The 20740-nt window shown below is 37.2% G+C and carries 19 protein-coding genes; 8 read left to right on the plus strand and 11 right to left on the minus strand.

Annotation, left to right across the window (positions count from 1 at the left end; genetic code table 11):
- Positions 1-81 precede the first annotated feature (81 nt).
- The 3 genes from RGU12_RS05160 to proV are packed head-to-tail and all read right to left on the minus strand — an operon-like array spanning position 82 to position 3070.
- Positions 82-972, minus strand: a complete 891-nt coding sequence (locus RGU12_RS05160) for a glycine betaine ABC transporter substrate-binding protein (RefSeq protein WP_309535110.1) — start codon at positions 970-972, stop codon at positions 82-84.
- Positions 972-1820, minus strand: coding sequence for an ABC transporter permease (locus RGU12_RS05165; protein ID WP_309535111.1), 849 nt, complete (start codon positions 1818-1820; stop codon positions 972-974). Before RGU12_RS05165 ends, RGU12_RS05160 begins: the two co-directional genes overlap by 1 nt.
- Positions 1820-3070, minus strand: coding sequence for a glycine betaine/L-proline ABC transporter ATP-binding protein ProV (gene proV / locus RGU12_RS05170; RefSeq protein ID WP_309535112.1), 1251 nt, complete (start codon positions 3068-3070; stop codon positions 1820-1822). The genes RGU12_RS05165 and proV overlap by 1 nt, the downstream gene beginning before the upstream one ends.
- Before the next feature lie 322 nt (positions 3071-3392).
- Here proV and cudC point away from each other — a divergent pair, with 322 nt between their 5' ends.
- Positions 3393-3923 carry a choline uptake/conversion transcriptional regulator CudC gene (gene cudC, locus RGU12_RS05175; protein ID WP_309535113.1) on the plus strand — a complete coding sequence of 177 codons (531 nt, stop codon included), beginning with the start codon at positions 3393-3395 and terminating at the stop codon, positions 3921-3923.
- 104 nt (positions 3924-4027) lie between these two features.
- Complete coding sequence (locus RGU12_RS05180) at positions 4028-4192, plus strand: hypothetical protein (RefSeq protein ID WP_154670425.1); 165 nt, start codon at positions 4028-4030, stop codon at positions 4190-4192.
- Between the two features lie 192 nt (positions 4193-4384).
- Here the strand turns inward: RGU12_RS05180 and RGU12_RS05185 are convergent, their stop codons facing one another.
- Together RGU12_RS05185 and RGU12_RS05190 are read right to left on the minus strand one after the other, a co-directional pair.
- Positions 4385-5644 carry a helix-turn-helix domain-containing protein gene (locus tag RGU12_RS05185; RefSeq protein ID WP_309535114.1) on the minus strand — a complete coding sequence of 420 codons (1260 nt, stop codon included), beginning with the start codon at positions 5642-5644 and terminating at the stop codon, positions 4385-4387.
- A 263-nt stretch (positions 5645-5907) separates the two neighbouring features.
- Positions 5908-6405 carry a PTS sugar transporter subunit IIA gene (locus tag RGU12_RS05190; RefSeq protein ID WP_309535115.1) on the minus strand — a complete coding sequence of 166 codons (498 nt, stop codon included), beginning with the start codon at positions 6403-6405 and terminating at the stop codon, positions 5908-5910.
- A 203-nt stretch (positions 6406-6608) separates the two neighbouring features.
- On the opposite strand from RGU12_RS05190, the gene RGU12_RS05195 reads away from it, so the two are divergent.
- The 5 genes from RGU12_RS05195 (at position 6609) to sstT (ending at position 11158) form a co-directional block, all read left to right on the plus strand.
- Positions 6609-7889 carry an ATP-binding protein gene (locus RGU12_RS05195; RefSeq protein WP_309535116.1) on the plus strand — a complete coding sequence of 427 codons (1281 nt, stop codon included), beginning with the start codon at positions 6609-6611 and terminating at the stop codon, positions 7887-7889.
- Between the two features lie 6 nt (positions 7890-7895).
- The gene (locus tag RGU12_RS05200) at positions 7896-8573 is read left to right on the plus strand and encodes an SOS response-associated peptidase (protein ID WP_309535117.1); all 678 of its coding nucleotides are present in this window, start codon (positions 7896-7898) and stop codon (positions 8571-8573) included.
- A gap of 122 nt (positions 8574-8695) precedes the next feature.
- Positions 8696-9370, plus strand: coding sequence for a DUF421 domain-containing protein (locus tag RGU12_RS05205; RefSeq protein ID WP_309536272.1), 675 nt, complete (start codon positions 8696-8698; stop codon positions 9368-9370).
- A gap of 19 nt (positions 9371-9389) precedes the next feature.
- Positions 9390-9668, plus strand: coding sequence for a hypothetical protein (locus tag RGU12_RS05210; protein ID WP_309535118.1), 279 nt, complete (start codon positions 9390-9392; stop codon positions 9666-9668).
- A gap of 254 nt (positions 9669-9922) precedes the next feature.
- Positions 9923-11158: a serine/threonine transporter SstT gene (gene sstT / locus RGU12_RS05215; protein WP_309535119.1), complete on the plus strand. Its 1236-nt coding sequence runs from the start codon at positions 9923-9925 to the stop codon at positions 11156-11158.
- 99 nt (positions 11159-11257) lie between these two features.
- Here the strand turns inward: sstT and ymaG are convergent, their stop codons facing one another.
- Positions 11258-11512, minus strand: coding sequence for an inner spore coat protein YmaG (gene ymaG, locus RGU12_RS05220; protein WP_309536273.1), 255 nt, complete (start codon positions 11510-11512; stop codon positions 11258-11260).
- A gap of 200 nt (positions 11513-11712) precedes the next feature.
- On the minus strand, positions 11713-13209 hold the full coding sequence (locus tag RGU12_RS05225; RefSeq protein WP_309535120.1) for a pyruvate kinase: 1497 nt from the start codon (positions 13207-13209) through the stop codon (positions 11713-11715).
- Between the two features lie 960 nt (positions 13210-14169).
- Here RGU12_RS05225 and RGU12_RS05230 point away from each other — a divergent pair.
- Positions 14170-14364, plus strand: coding sequence for a hypothetical protein (locus RGU12_RS05230; protein WP_483867245.1), 195 nt, complete (start codon positions 14170-14172; stop codon positions 14362-14364).
- 299 nt (positions 14365-14663) lie between these two features.
- Here RGU12_RS05230 and RGU12_RS05235 read toward each other — a convergent pair whose 3' ends face one another.
- The 4 genes from RGU12_RS05235 to RGU12_RS23755 form a co-directional block, all read right to left on the minus strand.
- Entirely contained in the window at positions 14664-16235 is a 1572-nt protein-coding gene (locus tag RGU12_RS05235; protein WP_309535121.1) for a SagB family peptide dehydrogenase, read from the minus strand.
- Between the two features lie 24 nt (positions 16236-16259).
- Positions 16260-18200 carry a TOMM precursor leader peptide-binding protein gene (locus tag RGU12_RS05240; RefSeq protein WP_309535122.1) on the minus strand — a complete coding sequence of 647 codons (1941 nt, stop codon included), beginning with the start codon at positions 18198-18200 and terminating at the stop codon, positions 16260-16262.
- A complete protein-coding gene (locus tag RGU12_RS05245; RefSeq protein WP_309535123.1) occupies positions 18200-20161 on the minus strand; it encodes a putative thiazole-containing bacteriocin maturation protein in 1962 nt (653 codons plus the stop codon). Before RGU12_RS05245 ends, RGU12_RS05240 begins: the two co-directional genes overlap by 1 nt.
- Before the next feature lie 189 nt (positions 20162-20350).
- Positions 20351-20662: a heterocycloanthracin/sonorensin family bacteriocin gene (locus RGU12_RS23755; protein ID WP_396232304.1), complete on the minus strand. Its 312-nt coding sequence runs from the start codon at positions 20660-20662 to the stop codon at positions 20351-20353.
- Positions 20663-20740: the final 78 nt, after the last annotated feature.

Here is a 20740-nt window from a genome sequence, read left to right on the forward strand (position 1 = left end):
GTACAACACAATTGCCATTATGCCCAATTCATAAAAAAACTGTACACCCAAAACGAGTGTACAGTTTCTTATTTCTGAAGGTTATTCCTTTAAGTCTTCGATTGAGTCAATATCCATGTAAGCTGGTACGACTAATCCAATTTTTGTGCCTTCTAGGTTTGAACCGAGGTCTTCAAATTTGCCATCATATTTTTCTACATAGTCCGCATGTGTAACTGGTAACCAACCAGAGACATGTGCATCAACTGAGCCATCCGCAACACCAGTCCACATTGGACCAGCTTCTACTTGACTCATTTTTACCTTATAACCTAAATCTTTTAAAACTGTAGCAACAACATTTGTACTTGCGATTTCACTATCCCACGCTACATAAGCTAATTTTACCTCTTCACCATTACCTTCTTGTACGCCCTCAGTCCACTCTGCAACTTTATCAGAATTCTCTTCGATCCATTTTGCAGCTGCTTCTTCAGGTTTAGTACCTTCATTAATATCTACCATTACATTCCCCATATCATCTGCAGTCCAATTAAATTGTTCTAACAATTTATGAACCCCTGGTAGATCATCTTTTAGCCCTAGTCGTGCAATACTATGAATATTTTCTTCCCCGCCATAAACACCTTTTGGATCTTCAAGATACTTTAGATCAAATGCAGAGAATTTCCAGTGTGGAGTCCAACCTGTGATGATAATTGGTTCTTCTTTGTCATAAGCCTTCTTTAGTGCTGCAGTCATTGCTGCACCAGAACCTTCTACTAGTGTCCATTCCTCAAGGCCATATTCCTCAATTGCTGAACCTGTTGCTTTCATTATTCCTGCACCTGGGTCAATCCCAATAATCTTATAATCTACACTTTCCCCAACTGAATCTGGTGTTGAGCCCGCTTTATCAGAACCTCCACCACATGCGGCAAGCCCTATTGTTAATCCAATTGCTAATGATGCTTTTACTACTTTTTTAAACATTAAGCTGTTCCCCCTTGTTTCTTTTTTCCTATATTTTGAGTAATCCGGTCTAGTATGATTGCAACAATAACAATTGCTAGACCAGCTTCAAAACCAGTTCCTGTTTGTAGTTGGGTTACTGCCCGGTATACATCTGCTCCTAGTCCTGGTGCACCTACCATTGAGGCAATAACGACCATAGATAAAGCAAGCATAATACTTTGGTTAATACCAGCCATAATTGTTGGCTTGGCAAGTGGTATTTGCACTTTTAGTAACCTTTGTTTTGTTGTTGAACCGAAGGCTTCAGTTGCTTCAATTAAATCCTTTGGTACCTGAGTGATTCCTAGAATCGTTAATCGAATCGTAGGTGGCATCGCGAAAATAACAGAAGCTACAACCCCTGGTACAACACCTATATTGAAGAAAAAGATTGCCGGTAATAGATACACAAAGGCTGGCATTGTTTGCATAAAGTCCAGTATCGGTATGACAATATTGCCCACTGTTTTACTTTGTGATGCCCATATTCCTAATGGGATTCCGACAATAACGGATATTCCAACAGAGGTTAAAACAAGGGCAATTGTTTGAAGCATATTGTCCCAATATCCTAAATTATCAATGAGGAGTAATCCTACTAAAGTAAATAGAGCAATTTTCCAATTACAAACTTTCCAAGCTACTACACCTATAATAAGTGCCAATAAAATGGAAGGGACAAATCCTAATCCTCCAACAATTCCTTCGACAAATCCTTCAAGTCCCGCTGCAATTCCTTCAAATAAAAATTCAAAGTTTGATACTAACCAATCGATAAAAACGTCAATCCAATTAGCTATTGGCAGCTTTGGTAATAAACCTTCCATCATAATACCTCCCTTTCATCACTTGGAGGGAGTTGTTCAGCCCCAAAGTCATTTATATATGTGTTGTTTCCTGCAAGTGCACCAATGACCGCACCTCGAATGACAATTCCCTTGAGACGATTTTGATCATCAACCACCGCTACTGGAATCGTCGCTTGTGATACATCATCAAATAAATCAACAAGCAATGTACTAGTTTCAACGGTTTTAAGATTTTTCTCCATGACATCTGCCAATGTTAAATTTTGCTCAACTGCTTTCGATGCTTCTACTGCACTTACAGCGCCCAAAAGTCTATTCTGCTTGTCAACGACATAAACAGTTGATAAACCGTTATCCTTCATAATTTTAAGAGCAAGTCTTGCACCTTTATCAACCTGAACGGTTTCGGCACGTTTGACGATATGTCCAGCTGTTAGCACCTTCGACAAATCGACATCCTCGACAAATCTTTCTACATATTCATTAGATGGATTCATAAGTATTTCTTCAGGGGTTCCGATTTGGACGATATTGCCGTCCCTCATTAAGGCAATACGGTCACCGATTCGTAATGCTTCGTCAAGGTCATGCGTAATAAAGACGATTGTTTTTTCCATTGATCCTTGTAATTCAATCAATTCATCTTGCATGTCCTTACGAATCAAGGGATCAAGGGCGCTGAATGCTTCGTCCATTAATAAAATATCCGGGTCATTAGCGAGGGCTCTTGCAAGTCCTACACGTTGTTGCATCCCACCACTGAGCTGGTCAGGATATTGATGTTCATAGCCTTCTAGGCCAACTAGTTTAAGAGCTTCCATTGCTTTTTGTGAGCGTTCTTGTTTAGGTACGCCTTGGATTTCTAGGCCATATTCCGTGTTTTGGAGAACCGTTTTATGTGGGAATAATGCGAAGCGCTGAAAAACCATACTCATTTTTTTCCGACGAACTTCACGGATTTCTTCTTTATTCATGGAGACGACATCTTTTCCATCGATAAAAACATGGCCTGATGTTGGTTCTATTAATCTATTTAAAAGACGAACCAATGTCGATTTTCCACTACCTGATAAACCCATAATGACAAAAATTTCACCGGGATAAACCTCAAAGCTGGCTTGATTCACACCCACTGTTGAGCCTGTACTTTTTAAGATTTCTTGCTTGGTTTTTCCTTCTTTTAATAGTTGGATTGCTTTTTTAGATAAGCGTCCAAATATTTTTGTTACATTAGTAACTTTTATTTTTACTTGTTTTTCACTTTCCATTCTGTCACCTCAATTTTTCTTGATGATATAACACGAACAATTATTTGATATTCTTACAAAGCCAATAAAATACCGTTGTAGAAAGCAATTAGTAACTATGACCTATTAATTGTAGTAATAATATCCAAATTTCACAAAAGGGATATAACGGGATATTCAGTCGTAAAGTTTGTAAAGTTAAAACTGTACGTACTTTACATTCTTCATTCTTAAAATTCCTCCAATATCCTCCATAATCCTTTTAGCAGCTCCCCTTTACATTCCATCTCCGAATATGTAGGCTATATATATTAAAAGACTTTGTTGTAGGATGTGAATCTATTTGCAAGGCGAAGACAAACTAGAAAAAGCTCGAGAACGTGTAATTGATGCGATCGCTCAAAATATGAATTTATATGGGGTAACTCCTTCTGTTGGCCGACTCTGGGGTCTCATGTATTTTCAAGATGAGCCGATGACACTCGATGACATGAAACAAGAGTTAGGCATGAGCAAAACCAGTATGAGTACCTCTGTTCGGAACTTAGTGGAATTAAAAATGGTCGATAAGGTGTGGAAAAAAGGAATACGAAAAGATCTATATGAGGTTGAGGAAGATTGGTATCAAACCTTTATTGATTTTTTTACGATAAAGTGGAGAAGTGGTGTATCCATGAATGTCAGCGCCATCCAAAAATCATTATCCGACCTTAAAGAGCTTATAAAGGACGAGCAAGTTAGCAATGAAATTAAAGCAGAAGCTGAAAGTGATATTGTAAAGTTAAACAAAGCATTAGAATACTATTTCTGGCTTAACCGGCTAGTAGACAGCTTTGAATCACATGAAATCTTTACATTTGTTCCAAAAAAGTAACGTTTATGAACGTTGCTTTTTTCATTTTAAAAATAGATTACGATTCACTTATTTACTTCATCAATTTGTCCGACCTACATACCCTACAATATGGGGGTGAAAAAATGCCATTATGGGGCTGGCTGTTAGTCTTTTTTGGAGGGTTACTCCTCGTAGGTTTTGTAGCTGACCGAATTTCAAAAAAGAATCGTTCTACCGACTCCCGCAAAATACAAAAACAAGTCGATGAAGTCAAGAACAACCATTCCAATTATCATCACTTTTTATAAATGAAGAAAGCAGCCCGAAATTAAAAACGGGCTGCTTTTTCATTATGCCTGTACTTCCTGCGATTCTGGGTAGTCATTGTCCACCAATGCAGCATCTTCTGTTAATTGATAACCTGCAATTGTTACGAGACCAAGCATGAATAACAGCATTAATTTTTTCATTTTCCCATCTCCTTTTTTAACGCTTAATTTTTATTGATATAGGTGACTATGTTTTTTCAAAGACGAGATTGCCTTTGAAAAAAAATAGCTTGCTAACTTATATTTATGATTTTCTTGATAGATTTTCCCTAGTTTCTCTGCATAATAAGCTATGTAGAGATGATGTTCGATGCCTTCAAAATACGACAATGCATCTTTTTCAATAAACTTTACTAGATTTTCAGAATTCTGTAGTAAATAATCATAATAAATAAAATGAATGTTGAATTCAGTTAAATCTTGATGCTTCTCCACAATTGAAAATCCTTCGTGAAGCCATTTTTTGCAATTATCATAATCCTCGATTTTATGGTATTCTTCGATTAAACCATGGATCGAGCGTAGCCTGCCAGCAACCATTTGCTCTTCTTTGTGCTCGAGGCTTTTTCTATATTGTTCGATAGCCAAAGTAGATTTTCCAAGTTTCGAATAAAGGACAGCTTGGTTATGGTAAATCAATCCTAATAAAGATGGATCATTTATTCCTTCAGCTACCTTTGTTGCTAATAAATAGTTTTCTTCGGCCATTTCAAATTCATTTATTTTTTCATAGCTGATACCCAGTAAAATTTGACATTCAGCACTTCTTTTTAAATCATAAAGAGACTGATAGATGGCTAGTGCCTTCTGGATATACACGATACTTAAGGCTAATTTTCCCAATCGATTATGATTTAGCCCTTTATAATAATACAGATCAGCTGTTTCCCAGCTTTCAAAATGTACACTGCTTGTTAAAATTTCTTCGGCTACCTTAAAATGCTCCATAGCAATAGAAAACTGGCTTTTAAAATAATAAAATTGACCCACAATTTTTTCATAAAAATAGTTCATACGGATATCAAATATATCTTTATATAATTCAATCTTCTTAATTTGCGCTTCGGCTTTGTCTAATTGTTTGATAAAAATAAAATATCGTAACTCAAAGAGGACAAAGAAAATGGCAACCCTTGAATCATTTGTATTCTTACTTTCATAGGATTCATAAAAAGCAATCACTGGTTCCCTTTTTCGTGCAACCATTAGGTGGTACCAATCATGAAGCTCCCTTAATTGCTCATATTCTTCACTTTCTATCAGCTTGATTCCTAATCGTTCACATAATAATTCAAGAACCTCAATACTTGCCGAGGTTTGGTTGTTTTCAATTTTTGAAAGATAAGAAATTGAGATAATCTCGTGTGCCAGCTCTTCTTGTGTCATATTTTTTTGAATTCGAAAGAAACGTATTCTGCTTCCTATCTCCATATTTCATACCCTCTCATTGGCTTAACTGCATATATACTGTTTCTAGAAAAATGGGAAAAATCCTCTTTTTAACATTAGGTAAAAAGACTTATTTTTAGGGTATGCGTCACAAAAACGTTTCCACAGGAAGTGACGTTAACAGTCTTGGATCATCAATCCTTTAAAAATACCTATGCTCCACATTTCCTATATATGTAATATCACGACGAAATAAACAATTAGTACTATATGTAAAAACGGTCCCACAGTTCGGGACCGTCTTCTTATTTTTTCTTTACTTTTGCAAGTTCTGTAGAACCAGCAGTTGCCTGCCCGCTTTCGATCTTTTCAAACGTTTCAACCACATCAAAATTAGTAATGACCATTGGTGTAATGGTGCTTGCTGCTTTTTCTTTTACTAAATCAAGGTCAAAGGTTACCAATTCAGTTCCAACCTCGACTTTGTCTCCTTCTTTTACATGAGTGGTGAATCCTTCCCCCTTCATGTTCACTGTCTCAAGACCAATATGTATGAGAAGTTCTAAACCAATTTCTGTTTTAATTCCAATTGCGTGTTTTGTTGGGAAAACTTGTATAATTTCTCCTTTAACAGGTGAAACGATTTTTCCTTCAGACGGCTCAATGGCAAGTCCATCTCCCATCATTTTTTGAGAAAATACTGGGTCTGGTACCTCTTCTAAAGCCAGAATTCTACCAGTCGCTGGGGCAATTAGCATTTCCTCATTTTTTTTATCTTTACTACCAAATAATTTCTTAAACATAATAAACCTCCAAAATTAAAGATATGTTTAGTTGTATCATACCCAGAACAAGAAAAAAAGAATTATGAATCGAATAAATTACTTTTACATTTTTCCGAAATATTGTTCAATATCTCTGTATTAAGATGAAGGATTATTAGTGATTATGTCGAATTTAATGATGTAGTATTCGGAAGGTTTTAGACAAGGGGGTATCACAAAAATTGCTTGATCACATTGGACATGTTCTCTATCATGTACTCATCGTCATTTTTCCTATTCTTCTATATTATTTACTGGTCATTCAGGACAATAACTCTACACCAAAGCACTATTCGAATAAATTACTTGGAATGATTGTTATTATCCTTCTGTTGACAATGTCATTTCCGGTAACCTATGCAAATGGTTTTTCGTATGATTTCAGAGTCATCCCTATATTCGTCGCATTTCTCTATATTGGATTTTTCCAAGGAATATCTGTTATTTTGATGATGCTAGTTTATTCACAAGTGTTGGGAAATTCTAACCTTTTCATTACGTTAATGAATTACGCAGTCATTACCGTCATTTTTTATTTTCTATTAAAAAAATATCATTCTCTTCTATTAAATAAGAAACTAATGCTCCTTTCAACCATTTACTGTTTTATAGTTATAACGAGAACAATCACCCTAGTAAAAAAGAACCTGACTGAACAAATCTTAGAGATGTCCATTTTTTCAATTGTTACCTTGATTACACTCTTATTGGTCGTTCTACTAATTGAAAACTTAAACCATCAAATACAATTACAAAGGGAACTAAGACGTTCTGAAAAAATGAATGTGATCAGCCAACTCGCAGCCTCTGTTGCCCATGAAGTTCGGAATCCTTTAACAACAGTAAATGGATTTTTACAATTAATCATTCGTGATGACAATATTACTGAAAAACAGCGAAATTATATTGATATTACCCTTTCTGAATTAAATCGTGCTCAATCGATTATTAATGATTATTTATCCCTTGCTAAGCCTAATAATAGTAGTACACAACTAATAAACATCAGCGAAGAACTCGCAAAAACCGTCGAGCTAATGACGTCCTATACAAATATCCAAAATATTGAAGTCGAAACCTCTATTGAAAAACTTTTGTTTATCAATGGAAATAAGGATGAGATTAAGCAGGTTCTTATAAATATCATAAAAAACGCAATTGAAGCGATTGGGAATGATGGATCGCTAATGATTGAAGCCTTTTCAAAAGATAATGATATCACGGTAAAAATAACGGATAATGGTCCGGGTATGACGAAAGAACAACTGTCAAAAATCGGAACACCCTTTTATTCAACAAAAGACAAAGGAACGGGTGTTGGACTAACAATTTGTTTCCAAATCATAGAACAATTAAAAGGCTCAATTGAAGTGGAAAGTGCTGTTGGCCAAGGCACAACCTTTATAATAAAGCTACCAACATACCAACCACCGTCTCCAATAGAAATTAAAAATGAGGTGTGATAATAATTGTGTGGACGATTTACTCTATTTGCAGAGTTCGATGACATTCTCAATCGGTTTGATATTGAAACCACAATTGAACAAGACTTATATATCCCTAGTTATAATATAGCCCCATCTCATTCTGTCCTATCTGTAATTAATGATGGCAGGCGTAATCGCCTTGGTTATTTGCGTTGGGGCTTTGTTCCATCATGGGCAAAGGATGATAAGATTGGTTATAAAATGATTAATGCCCGTGCAGAAACATTGGCCGAAAAACCAAGTTTTCGTCACGCTTTCAAACATAGACGTTGCCTTGTTATTGCAGACAGCTTTTACGAATGGAAAAAAGGTGCTGACAAATCGAAAACACCAATGAGAATCAAATTATCATCGGACGAGCTTTTTGCTATGGCGGGAATCTGGGAGCGGTGGAACTCACCAGATGGAAATGCATTGTATTCTTGCTCAATCATTACGACAACTCCAAATGAACTAATGAAGGATATTCATGACCGAATGCCTGCCATTTTGCGAAAGGAAGATGAAAAGCTGTGGCTTAATCCTTCTTTGGACGATGTTTCAAAAATCTCAGATTTACTCAAACCATTGGCTGCAGAAGAAATGGAAGCTTATGAGGTGTCATCATTAGTGAACTCACCTCGTAATAACTCACCAAATGTAATACAAAAAATATGTTAAAGGACAACGACTGTGATCCAAGATGGATTCAGTCGTTTTTTGTTTACACGATAAGCGGGATAAACCATCTTTAATTGGAGAAAAATATAATGATTTACCAAAAAGGGATTGGAGTATATTTTATGAAGTTTGCCCATTTATCAATCGAACTGATTACTGGCTTTTTCTTACTATTTTTTATCGTCAAAATTGTTGGCAGAAAAATCATCAACCGCCTTACACCATTTACGTACATTGCAGGGATTGTCTTCGGAGAAATATTAGGAAATGCACTTTACGAAGATAAGATTAACACCTTTTATATCGTTTTCTCCATGTGCCTTTGGGGATTGTTATTATTCACTGTTGAGTTTCTTGGTCAAAAATTATTATTTTTCCGTGGAATCTTTGAAGGAAAACCAATTGCCCTTATAAAAAACGGAGCCGTTGATAAAGAAGCCTTAAAAAAGGCCAGGTTGAATATTAACCAATTACAAAGCCTTCTTCGCGAACGCGAAACCTTTTCCGTTCGTGAGGTAGCGTTTTGTTTTCTCGAGACAAATGGTAAAATTAGTATTTTAAAGAAAGCAAAATATCAAAAAACGACAGTAGAAGATTTTAATTTACCAGAAAAACCCATTTGCGTTCCTGTAACCCTCATTCGAGATGGAAAAGTGTTATGGGACGAAATTCAAGATTTAGGATTTAATGAAGCATGGTTAAGAGACCAGCTTCAATCACAGAACGTTACTGATTACAAAGATGTCTTTATAGCAGAATGGCACGAAGTTGACGGGATTTTTGTGCAAACCTATTAACCTTTAGGGGTGATTATACGTGGATTTTCCTATAATACATACGAATTTTTGGGATGCAGTCTTTGCAGTGCCTTTCGTGATGATTGTTACACAAATCACAAAAAAACTTTTAAAAATACCGAAAAAATATGTGCCAACACTTGCTGTTGTAATAGGATTACTGGTCTCTGTTTTTTATAGCCATCGACACGACCTAGCAGCAGGCCTGTTCATGGGTTGGTTTTATGGTTCTGCTGCGATCGGCTCCTATTCTTCCTTAAAAACCACTATATTAGCATATCGAAAAACGAGCGAATAAATTGTAAAGATTTATCATAATCAGAGTCGATAAATAATTAAAATATATGTTAAAATAAAGCCTATATCCAAACTACACTTGGACTATAGGCTTTTTATGTAAATTCTTTTGGATTCGAGTGAACGAAAGTATTTTTTAATATAATAATTTCCATCTCCTTAAAATTTATTAACAATTTACAATTTTCATGTTAAACTTACAAATATTATTCTTACAATATCATTTTAAACAACTATGAAAAAGGGGGAAAAAAGATGAAAGAAGTATTTCAAAAATGGAATCAAATTAGCCTTGTAAAACGGATACTTGCTGGTATCATAGTTGGTATTCTTTTGGCTTTGTTAGTTCCTAAGGGAGCAAGTTGGGTTACTATCTTCGGTTCTTTATTTGTTGGTGCATTAAAAGCAATCGCACCGGTATTGGTCTTATTCTTAGTTATTGACGCTATCTCTAAACATAAAAGTGGAACCCAAACAAATATTAAATCAATAATTGGACTTTATGCGATAGGAACTTTCGTAGCAGGGCTTGTAGCGGTTGTGGCAAGCTTTCTCTTCCCTGTTAAATTGACACTCGTTACAGGTGCAGAAGACCTTGCTCCTCCAAGTGGAATCCTAGAGGTTCTTCAGACATTACTATTTAATGTGGTGGACAACCCCGTTAACGCACTAATGAATGCAAACTACATTGGAATACTCGCTTGGGCAATTCTTTTAGGTATTGCATTAAAAAATGCAAACGATACAACAAAGACTCTATTATCCAATGTGTCTGATGCCATCACAAAAGTAGTAAAATGGATAATTAGTCTAGCTCCAATCGGAATCATGGGATTAGTGTTCGATGCATTAGTAACAAATGGACTTACAGCATTGATGGAATATGGTAAACTCCTTGCCCTATTACTCGGCTGTATGTTCTTTATCGCACTAATTGTGAATCCATTGATTGTATATTTCTATATTCGCAAAAATCCATACCCACTTGTTTTTCAATGTTTAAGAGAAAGCGGAATGACTGCATTCTTTACACGTAGTTCAGCTGCGAATATCCCAGTGAACATGAACTTATGTGAAAAGCTTGGGTTAAATAAGGATACTTATTCTGTTTCGATCCCATTAGGCGGTACTGTTAACATGGCAGGTGCGGCAGTAACCATTTCTGTCTTAACACTTGCAGCCGTTCACACACTTGGTATTGAAGTTGATTTTGCGACAGCTCTTATTCTTAGTATACTAGCGGCGATTTCTGCTGCAGGGGCGTCAGGTGTTGCGGGTGGATCCCTGTTGCTTATTCCCTTAGCATCAAATTTATTCGGTATTCCAAACGATGTTGCCATGCAAGTCGTTGGTGTTGGTTTCATTATTGGAGTCCTTCAAGACTCTTGTGAAACCGCCCTTAACTCATCATCTGATGTCCTTTTCACAGCAACAGCTGAATATGCGAAAAAGCGAAAAGAAATGAAAGAGGCTGTGAGTAAGTCAGCTTAAATACACTGATTGAATGTTTGTTACCACTCATTAATTTGGGTGGTTTTTTTGAAAAAAAATCGGTTACCAAATATAGGTAACCGACTCCAATACATATTATTAAATGAACCCAGGATATCCAAATCCATACCCATAAGGATATCCAAATCCTCCATATCCTCCATATCCTCCATATCCCCAAGGGCCAAGTAAGGAACCAGCTGCTAATCCTCCTAATCCCCCTAATAACGCGCCACCTAAAAATGGGGCACCAAATCCCCAACCAAATGGTCTTCCAAATCCAAAGCCAAACGGTCTACCAAATCCCAAGCCAAATGGTCTTCCGAAAATTCTACTATCATTTGAATCAATCATTGGAACTCGTGGACTTCCTACAAAATACTGATCATATACATTCATACTAAGTTATCCCTCCTCATATTTTCACTTACAACATATTCCGCGAATGTAATAATTCTTGGGCATTTATCTAAAATGGGCTGTTAACTAATAAGCTTTTTTTGTACAAATGAAGGAGTTTCAGGGCCATCATCTCTTTGCATGCACTACAAAAATCAAAAATCATATTGAACAAATGATACTAATGAATTTCTTACATGAAATTGAGGGTCTTGGTTAATTTCGTTAAGCTTTTGTAAAAATTCAATTGAATTTGGAACATAAGGACCTTTATTAAACATTATACAATCTGCTCTTAAACCTGCATGTACATCTGTTAATTCAGGGATTGATGGGATATTCTTTTTATTCATATTTTCTAAGACTCCTGTGGCCCAAATAACAGGAATATGGGCTGCATGACAGATTTCTAGAATTCCTTCTTGCGCACTTAAAAACTGTTTCAATCCAATTTCGATTACTAAATCCCCTCTTGCAATCATGACTCCAAACAAACCGTAATTTAATCCTTCCATAATTATTTTGGATAATGATAATATGGCATTTTTTGTTTCTATTTTTGCAATAATTCCTTTTTTATCTTCAGTCAACATTTCTAACTGGTGCTTTACAATTTGAATATCTTTTGGGTGATTAATATAGGAAATTCCAACTAAATCAATGTCTTTATACATGGATTTCAAAATCTTCAAATCTGATTCAGAAACCGTTGGTACGTTTAAGTGGACAAGGGAGTCAGGAAAATTTATGCCATTTTCCGGATATATTGTCTCTTCTTTTTTTCTTGTTAAGAGAATTTTAGTCTCGATATACTCCTCTGTATTCGATAAAACCTTCGCAACTATTTTTCCATCATCGATATACACTCTGTCACCGATTCGCACATTTCGTAAAGCTTTAGGTAATGTAACTCCAACCGATGCTGGCACATTATCCGTTTTAGGAATTCCAATATATTTATCATTCTTATAAATTCGCAACATATCATTTTTCTTTATTTTTATAAAACTATCTGTCATTCCTTTTTTATTTTTACTAGGTACAATTTGCCCAATTCGAATTTTAGGTCCTGGAAGGTCAATAAAAATTTTACATGTTGAATTATTTCTAACACCTCTTGCATGATACGTTTCTTCTGCCATTTTTAATGATTGAATCATCTTTTTCCAAACCGTCAAATCATCATGCGCACAGTTTATTCTTGCTATTGTCATGCCGGCTTGCAGCAAATCGTTAAAAACTTCAGGGGTATTAAGCATTTTCCGGTCAAGGGTAACCATAATATGTTTTTGATTGATTGTTTTTCCAAACAAGTGATCTTTACGCTCTTCTTTTAATGAATTCGCAATGTGTACGTCAATATATTCGTGTTTCAAATAAGGGGTAGAAACTTCCTTAGAAAGGTGATGGATGATTTTATTTAAGGTATCCATGATATGGGGACTACAATTTGCAAGTGACAAGAATCCTTTTTCACGTAAAATATTGTTTAAATTGGGATGAGCCATTCTATGCAAAGTAAAAAAGGCCCGTAAATTCATTTTACTTAGAGTTGTGGGATCATTGAAATTGTATTCGGTGTGCTTGAAAATGTTTGTTTGAGCATCTTCCCTAAGTTTTATTAGATATTCTTTTAGTTCCACTTGATCCATTGTCACCACATTCCTTTCAAAGTTTCAGAAAAAACATGTTTGATATAGGGAATTTCTATATGTAAATAGATTCTATTCAAAGGGCTATACCAAAACTTTGGATTACTTTTTTTACATTATTCATTTATATTCAAACTTGTTAATATGTTGAAAAGATAAAAAAGCTCCACCTTCCTTAAGAACAAGGAAGGTGGAGCTTTTAAATGATGATTCCGATTGGGTTCGAACCAACGACCTCTACCCTGTCAAGGTGGAGAATTGAATCTGATTATAACAGTTTTGGTTTGAAAAAGTTGATTTTATAGGTTTTAGTTTTGCTATTTTATTATTCTTACAGATGTAATTTGGGGCAGTATGTTTGAATTTGCCCCCACTCTGCCCCCAACTTGCCCCCAGATATTGTCGATCATTTTCCTTAAAAATGGTTACTAAATTATTTCTTTTCTAGTTAATTTAAAAACACATTTCTATTATCCCACTCGAGGTATTCCTTTTTTGGTGGTTGATGTTTTGGAACATTTATTCTTTGATTTTGGTATTTAGCTAATTCTACTTCTAAATTTGGATCATTTTTCACTTTTTCAGAAACTTTTACTCGATAATCCGGAGTAATCGTAATATAACCTTTATCAAAAGCGTTATCTAATAAAACTGATAAGCAAATACAGAAATAATATTAAGGGTGCTTCCTAAACCCTATTATGCCGACCCCTGCTATTAATAAGGCAAGAGAATTTCCAAAATGTATTGAAGTGAAAAATGGTTCTTACAATACAGGATTTATACAATTTATAGAGACCATACAACATACCTAAACATAACAAGATCCACGCTACCCTTGAAGAATAACTCCAAGGTCTTAATTGAGGTTTTGCAAAGAACTGTATAGTTACTATTAACAACGTAAAAAACACACTTGCAATAAATAATGCTCGTGCAATCGCCGAATTTGAACGTGATTTGATTAACGAACGAACATCTGAAGGACGAGAAAGAGCAAAAGCACAAAGGAAACATATGGGGCTTGTCGGAAAAGCTGAAAAGGACGTTAAAAAAGCTATAAAACTTTACCAGGAACGCGAGTCAAATGGATTAAGTGTTAATGATATTGTAAAAATGACAAGTGTACCTAGCTCAACGATTATGCTAAATTAAAAGAAATGGGAAAAAAAATAAGCGACACAATATCTGTGCCGCTTTTCTTATGTTTATGTGGTTGTTCTTGATAGCCCTTTACATTAATTACAAAACTCACAAATTATTAAATATATTATTAAATATCATACAAAATAACGCTAAGTCTTTAAACATTTTAATCATCCTGATTTAAGATTGCCCAATCAGCTAGATCATTATATGCAATAATTTTCTCATTATCTGAAAGTGTGTCATTATCAGCTATTTTATTAGCTTTTCTTATTACCTCGTCGAAATGCTCATTACTCCTGTCTATCTTAGCTATTCAAACTTCCTTTTAACCAAACGCGTGGACGATATGGACCGACAGGGATTTGGATAAGGCTTGTTTTTCCTATCGAATTGACTCCGTAAAGTTCATCACTTTGGTTCGAGTCGAATCCTAATAGTGGGTGTCCCCCCAACTCTAGGGCACATGCTGTCAAGAGCAGCCTTTGCACGAGTATACCTGCTTCCATCTGTTGAATTCTGTATCCTCTATAGCCTAGTTCCTTTTTATAGTGGTCCTTGTCTCCAACAACATGCAGACAGAGTGGAACTTGAAACAGATTTACAATAGGCATTGTTAAACAATTTTGCATATACTCCCGGAAATCCCCCATAGATATTCTCCGAAGTGCATGTGCACCTTTGTCATAGGCGTAAGCACCATCTTTAACACCTTCCACGTTATAAAAAGTGCCATACAAGTTTAAACCAATATCATGATTCCCCGGGGTTATGTCAAGGTCATTTTGATATAAAAATGAAAAAGTCTCATTTAACAAAGTGGATACTGTTGTTTGACTGACTTTCCCTATCATAAAATCAATATCGGGAGAATGCCTTTCTCTACAGACGGATGCTAAATCGTATGACATTGCCTCCGTAAATGGCAGTAAGATTAACTCTGTACCAAATGCATTGTTAAGAGGATCCTGTTTTTTTATGTTTACAAATGAATGTGTTGCTTCCAACATTGAGGCTTCATTGATCTCTTTCAGCACTGGGTAATCAATGACTCTCTTTGAACGGTTATATGTTACATGCTTGATCAACGGAACTTCCCTTGACAATTCCGTTGCAGAAATATTTTTTTCTATTTTAAATTGGTCCACATTATAAATAGATAATGGGATCACAGCATATACACTTTCATCCTGTTCAGATAGCCCAAGCAAATGATTGATCGAACGATCTAGAAATTGGTAACAGACCCTTGTTGAGAACCCCATCCTATCCGCCACTTCCAACGATTGCCCAATTAGCACACCTGCATCTAACCCTTGTAACCTGTAAGAGAAATTATTGTATTTAAAAAAATTTTTCCAAAAAACCGTCGATACAAAAACAGTACCAAAACAATCTGAAAGATTATAACGATTTCCAAGACTTCTAGATAGATAGGAATCGTAGTTGCCTTCTCGTATCAGTAAAAGGCGATGGTGTGCAACATCGTAATGGTAAACTCCCTCTGGTGCATCCTCCAACTTTAAGTACACATATAATTCATTGGGATACAACGCTCCACCAGAGGGAACAAATCTGCGAAACAACTGGGCGTAGCTTACAGTAGGTTTTTCCTCGGTGCCCTCAATGAAAGCAACTTGAGAGTATCGAGTAAGACCATATACATACCATAAGTAATGACCAAACTCCTCTAGGCTTGGTATTGAATTAACTTCTCTCCCTTTGAGGGTTAACGGTACATCTGCGGTAAGTGGAATCTCTGGTAAGCCACGGTACAGTTTATAGGGAAGTGGTGCATCTTCCCAATCCGGTTGCGAATCCGACGAAAGAAGTTTATCAGTGTCAAAATGCAGATTGTATAGGAATGTATCTAGTTCCAACCTGAAACCCTCCTACTCTAGCAGTTATGGAAAAGGATGGGGATATGGATTCAACTGCTCATATGTTAACGGTTGCTTTTTAAACCCGAGTTTCACAGGTACGTTGAGTACCCGGTCAAGACCTCTTGTACGTGTAAGGTGATGTCCAAATGTCATTGGCAGCATTCCAGGAATCAATACCTTTACACAAAATAAGCTGTTCCTTTTGGTTATAGGGGATGTTTGGTCAACCACAATGACTTCAAGGTCTAACCTTCGGAACCTATTTAGAAGATCCTCAACATCATCCTTCAAATCAGCATTCACCATCGGACACTTAAATTCCTCATCAAATGTACGTAAAGGACGATTTTCATCCAATAAAAAACTTAAATTCTCCTCTGCTTCTTTCAGCCCGTATAGCATGCCATGGTCCTCCATGGTACGTACAGCAAACGGATTCTGTAACATTTCTTCATATTTCTGTCGATTTTTGGTTAGGACTTCGTCATTCCTAATCATCATTCCTGCAAGCTCGTAAATCGCACTTTTTACTGCCTTTACAGGATCAGGATTAGCTCCTGCTGCACAAATGAGGTTTGCACCCTCGGATCTTCTGTTTTTTGCCACTGCCCAAACGCACGGAATCTCATTTTCCATTGTTGCATTGTAAAAAAGCAGGTCATACCCAGCGACTTCACGAATCCGGCTAACCATCAACTGCAATTCCTTATCGTTCGCAGAACTAAGGTCAAGGCGGGGAAGTGGGAGTTGTGCATACCAGGTTAATAAGAATGAGTCTCGCTCAACGACCTCCATAATGGCATGGAAAATGGCCTCCTCTAAACTCCCTCCTAATGCACAGCCGTTGGAAGTCTCATAAACAAATCCTTCTCCATATCCCAAACTGTAATAGGCCAGCAACTCCGGAACCAGAATAGGGCGTTCTTGTAAAAATGAATATCCCCAGACCCAATTCATTGGTTGATCAGGATGAAATGGTTTAAATGGAAATTTTGGCTTTGCATACTGTTCCTCCTCATGCAAACCTACCTTTGCAGGATTTAATGCTTTATCCGCCAAATTGTGATAGCTATCACAAACTACCTTCCTTTTGCCTCGAGGTTCGATTCCGCAATATCTCTCCAAACCCTCTAAAATAGCAGTTAGCTCACTCATTTCATAGGAATTAGATCTACCCGCTACTCCCTCGTCCCCAACAAACAACGGCATGTTCACTAAAACGTCAGCGAACGGCAGCCTGATATCCTGCATTTTCCCATTCATGATACCAGTACGATAATCCAGATAATCTTTAACCAGCACGTTTTTTAATTCATCCATCGAACGGCTTCGGTAACCAGCAGGATTCAATTTAGGGGTAGGTTCTAACTTAATGTTAGCCAATTCAGATGTGTCTTTAGGTATTAGACTGCACATAGCGCACAACGAATCTGGTAAGAAAAAGTGGCTGGAGATCGTTAACCTTTTTAGATTTGTAATGATCACCCGTTCTCCTAGGCAGCTTTGTTCTCCTTGAAGAATCTTCATCACTTCGTTGCCAATCAAGATCGCCATTTGCGATAGTCCGGTTCGTGATACCCATGCATCACGAAGTAAATCTTCTCTTGCTGCCATTTTCATCCGAAGCCCCAACATTTCTTGGCGATCAGGACCAGCTAACATAAGTCGTATGTCGGCACATTGAGAACATCCCGGTACATCAGGTCGAACAAATGGACCAATGATTCCCTCACCAAACGAAACGAAACCTCGAAGCCATGGAATACCTAAGGCCCTTAACCTCTCTTCGGCTTGTTGATGAACGTGTGGTTTCCAGGTATCGTGCAGAACAAGAACTAATTCAGTATTTTCGGGAACCACTTCAAGAATGCTTTGGCGCCTAACAATATAGTTTGGGGACAATTGATCATAGACATATTCCGCTAATAGACCCTCACCATCTATAAGTATATAAGCAGCCATTAGGATCCCCCCTCATTAACCTGAACACCAAACACCCCTGCCAGCTCTTGCTTTAAAAAAGGCTCAAAGGCAAAATCATAGATTACTAGCCGCATGCGGTTCCGTTTTAATATATCAATAGACGATTGTAATAGCTCCCGAGACGTAATATCATCACAAGATGGGATATCCAGTTTGCTTTCGTTTTTTTCTAGAAAAACCTCTGACTCCATCTCTTGCTTTACTGTAGAATCCACTTGGTTTTGAGCTTCCAAAAGCGCTTGTTCCAATGCATTACGTAATGCCAATGTTGTATTTAAACCTACACTTTTGTACAAACGGCCATTCGACCTTACCCATGCCACAGGAAAGCCTAGTACATCCTCTTTGAAACCAATTGTTGGAGTACCATTTAAGGTAGTAAGGGCATTAAAATAAAATCTGCATCTCTTATCTTCTATGGCTCCCAACTTAATACCATAAACCGTACTCTGCTGATCGACCTTTCTCTTTTTCAATTCTTCACCTAAACATACTTGAAGGCCTCTACAAACAGACTCTGCGATTGTTTCTCCAGCACCGATCCCTATAAATTCCTCAGGTATGTTCGCACCTACCTTATTCTTCTGATGCTTGTATCTCACATCGTGCCTATTTATCATTTGTGAAACATACATTTCAATGCCCGTCAGCCCGGCCTCTTTTTTTGCTTCCTCATGTGTTAGTCCCGCACAGAAAACTTCAGGAAGTAGCTCTGCAGGTCCCTCAGAAAAGGGGTTAACGGCTTGAACATAGCACTGTGCAAGAGGAAGCTGGGGTAAATTTCGTTCCTCCCAGGTATGGAAAATTCCTATTTCTTCTGACGTTAATCGACTGAAATACTCTAAGAGGTCACTCGATTGTTCATTTCGGTCTGTTTCCTGTTCAAGGCGTAAATCAAAATCTTCCACCTGTCTTAGGGTATCACGTGTAGACGTACCCAATGGATGTGGGATGAAGTAAAGCCAGTCTCCTTCGAGGGTTTCAAGATCAAGCATGTAAATTTGATGACTCTCATTGGAATCTTCAATCCCTGTAACCCTTTTGAAAAATTCGAATACTGAAACATTTGCCAGTATCGATCCCGCTGTTGAAGAGAAGGATTGAGGCGGTTGATCTTTTTTTAGTGCTGAGTGATGGATTCTGCGCCATGCGGACTCCCAGCATACATCTGTATCCGTTTGATCAAATGGACCTGATAGCCCCACCTGGTCTAAATAGATGGATGGCATAAATGCCTTCTTTTCTTGTTTGCAAACCAGATTAACATCCCTTAGTTCATTTATATTGCCATCCTGGGAGACGTATAGAATACAATCATAGGGCTGAATGGCTTCTCTCCAGAAACTGATCCCCGCGTCTTTATGGAAGGGTACATTCTTTATCTCGACTTCAGAATCGGTCTTACGGGCCTTTTGCACCAGTTCATTTAGCCTCTGCCAATTGGTAGGAATGGAATCTGTGTCCATAACATTTATTTTGGGCAGACCTGATTCGATTAACGCAGAAACCAATGAAACCATAAAGGGCCCAGAGCCAACAGCCAGAACTTTCGCCTGACGATATTCTTGAAAATGGTACGCACCAGATTCCATAAAATTCTCTAAAAATTCGATTTGTGTAGCATACTTTTCAAGAACGCTTCGATTTAATTGATGAGGAGCCTCTTTGCTTAGATCCCGTACAAAACCGTTGGTGAACAACATTTCTCCTATTTCGTACACCCTGTCCCGATAAGGGGCTGTTAATCCCTCTGTTAATTCTCCCAATGTAAATTCTCCATTGAACGAGGGAATTAATTTTTCAATCCACTGATAGATTGTATTACCTTCCATTCGGAATGTGCTTATGTTGTTTCTAAAATACACACCGCCATGTGGATCTGGAAGAAAAAATGTATCCCTTTTGACCTTAAGACGCGAGGACGAGTCTAGTTTTGTCATATAGCCCCTCCTTATTCATAATCACATAAATATGCATTCTTAGTTTATGTACGATTCTTTGTCCGATATGATAACCAGTAAAGAAGAAGTGCCCCTGCGACAAATTACGCAAGGGCATTTTTGATTTATAAAATTATTTTTTTTCTTTAGGAAATTACCCGGCTCCAAACTGCTCAAACGCCAAAAGAATTAAATAAAACCGAAACAGCCGCCAAAACCGAGGCCAAAGCCGAAACAGCTGAAACCAAAGCAGCCACCACAGCCTCCACAACGGAAGCCGAAACAGCCACCGCATCGGAAGCCACAACCTCCACAACGGAACCCGCCGCATCGGAAGCCACAGCCTCCACAACGCCTGCTCATCGTATGCAGGTCTTGGCTTTGAAGATCCATAGGAACTAACTGACCAACTTGGTAAGGGTCGATTGCCAACCCTTGTAGCTCATTTTGTAACATTTTTTTCTTTCCTCCCCATTGAATATAATTATTTTGGTTAAACATGAAGAGAGAGTGGAAAAGTCAATGCCAGTTTTGTGTAAACGAAATCACTAGTTACGATGTGTACTCTCTTACAACAAA

It is taken from the genome of Ferdinandcohnia sp. QZ13 (assembly GCF_031324165.1).
Lineage (GTDB): Bacteria > Bacillota > Bacilli > Bacillales > Bacillaceae_L > Ferdinandcohnia.

What these genes read in the sequence shown, in the direction of transcription:
- RGU12_RS05160 (WP_309535110.1), bottom strand. Translation starts at nt 972, where the DNA reads ATGTTTAAAAAAGTAGTAAAAGCATCATTAGCAATTGGATTAACAATA.
- RGU12_RS05165 (WP_309535111.1), bottom strand. Translation starts at nt 1,820, where the DNA reads ATGGAAGGTTTATTACCAAAGCTGCCAATAGCTAATTGGATTGACGTT.
- proV (WP_309535112.1), bottom strand. Translation starts at nt 3,070, where the DNA reads ATGGAAAGTGAAAAACAAGTAAAAATAAAAGTTACTAATGTAACAAAA.
- RGU12_RS05180 (WP_154670425.1), top strand. Translation starts at nt 4,028, where the DNA reads ATGCCATTATGGGGCTGGCTGTTAGTCTTTTTTGGAGGGTTACTCCTC.
- RGU12_RS05185 (WP_309535114.1), bottom strand. Translation starts at nt 5,644, where the DNA reads ATGGAGATAGGAAGCAGAATACGTTTCTTTCGAATTCAAAAAAATATG.
- RGU12_RS05190 (WP_309535115.1), bottom strand. Translation starts at nt 6,405, where the DNA reads ATGTTTAAGAAATTATTTGGTAGTAAAGATAAAAAAAATGAGGAAATG.
- RGU12_RS05205 (WP_309536272.1), top strand. Translation starts at nt 8,696, where the DNA reads ATGAAGTTTGCCCATTTATCAATCGAACTGATTACTGGCTTTTTCTTA.
- sstT (WP_309535119.1), top strand. Translation starts at nt 9,923, where the DNA reads ATGAAAGAAGTATTTCAAAAATGGAATCAAATTAGCCTTGTAAAACGG.
- ymaG (WP_309536273.1), bottom strand. Translation starts at nt 11,512, where the DNA reads ATGATTGATTCAAATGATAGTAGAATTTTCGGAAGACCATTTGGCTTG.
- RGU12_RS05225 (WP_309535120.1), bottom strand. Translation starts at nt 13,209, where the DNA reads ATGGATCAAGTGGAACTAAAAGAATATCTAATAAAACTTAGGGAAGAT.
- RGU12_RS05240 (WP_309535122.1), bottom strand. Translation starts at nt 18,200, where the DNA reads ATGGCTGCTTATATACTTATAGATGGTGAGGGTCTATTAGCGGAATAT.
- RGU12_RS05245 (WP_309535123.1), bottom strand. Translation starts at nt 20,161, where the DNA reads ATGACAAAACTAGACTCGTCCTCGCGTCTTAAGGTCAAAAGGGATACA.
- RGU12_RS23755 (WP_396232304.1), bottom strand. Translation starts at nt 20,662, where the DNA reads ATGTTTAACCAAAATAATTATATTCAATGGGGAGGAAAGAAAAAAATG.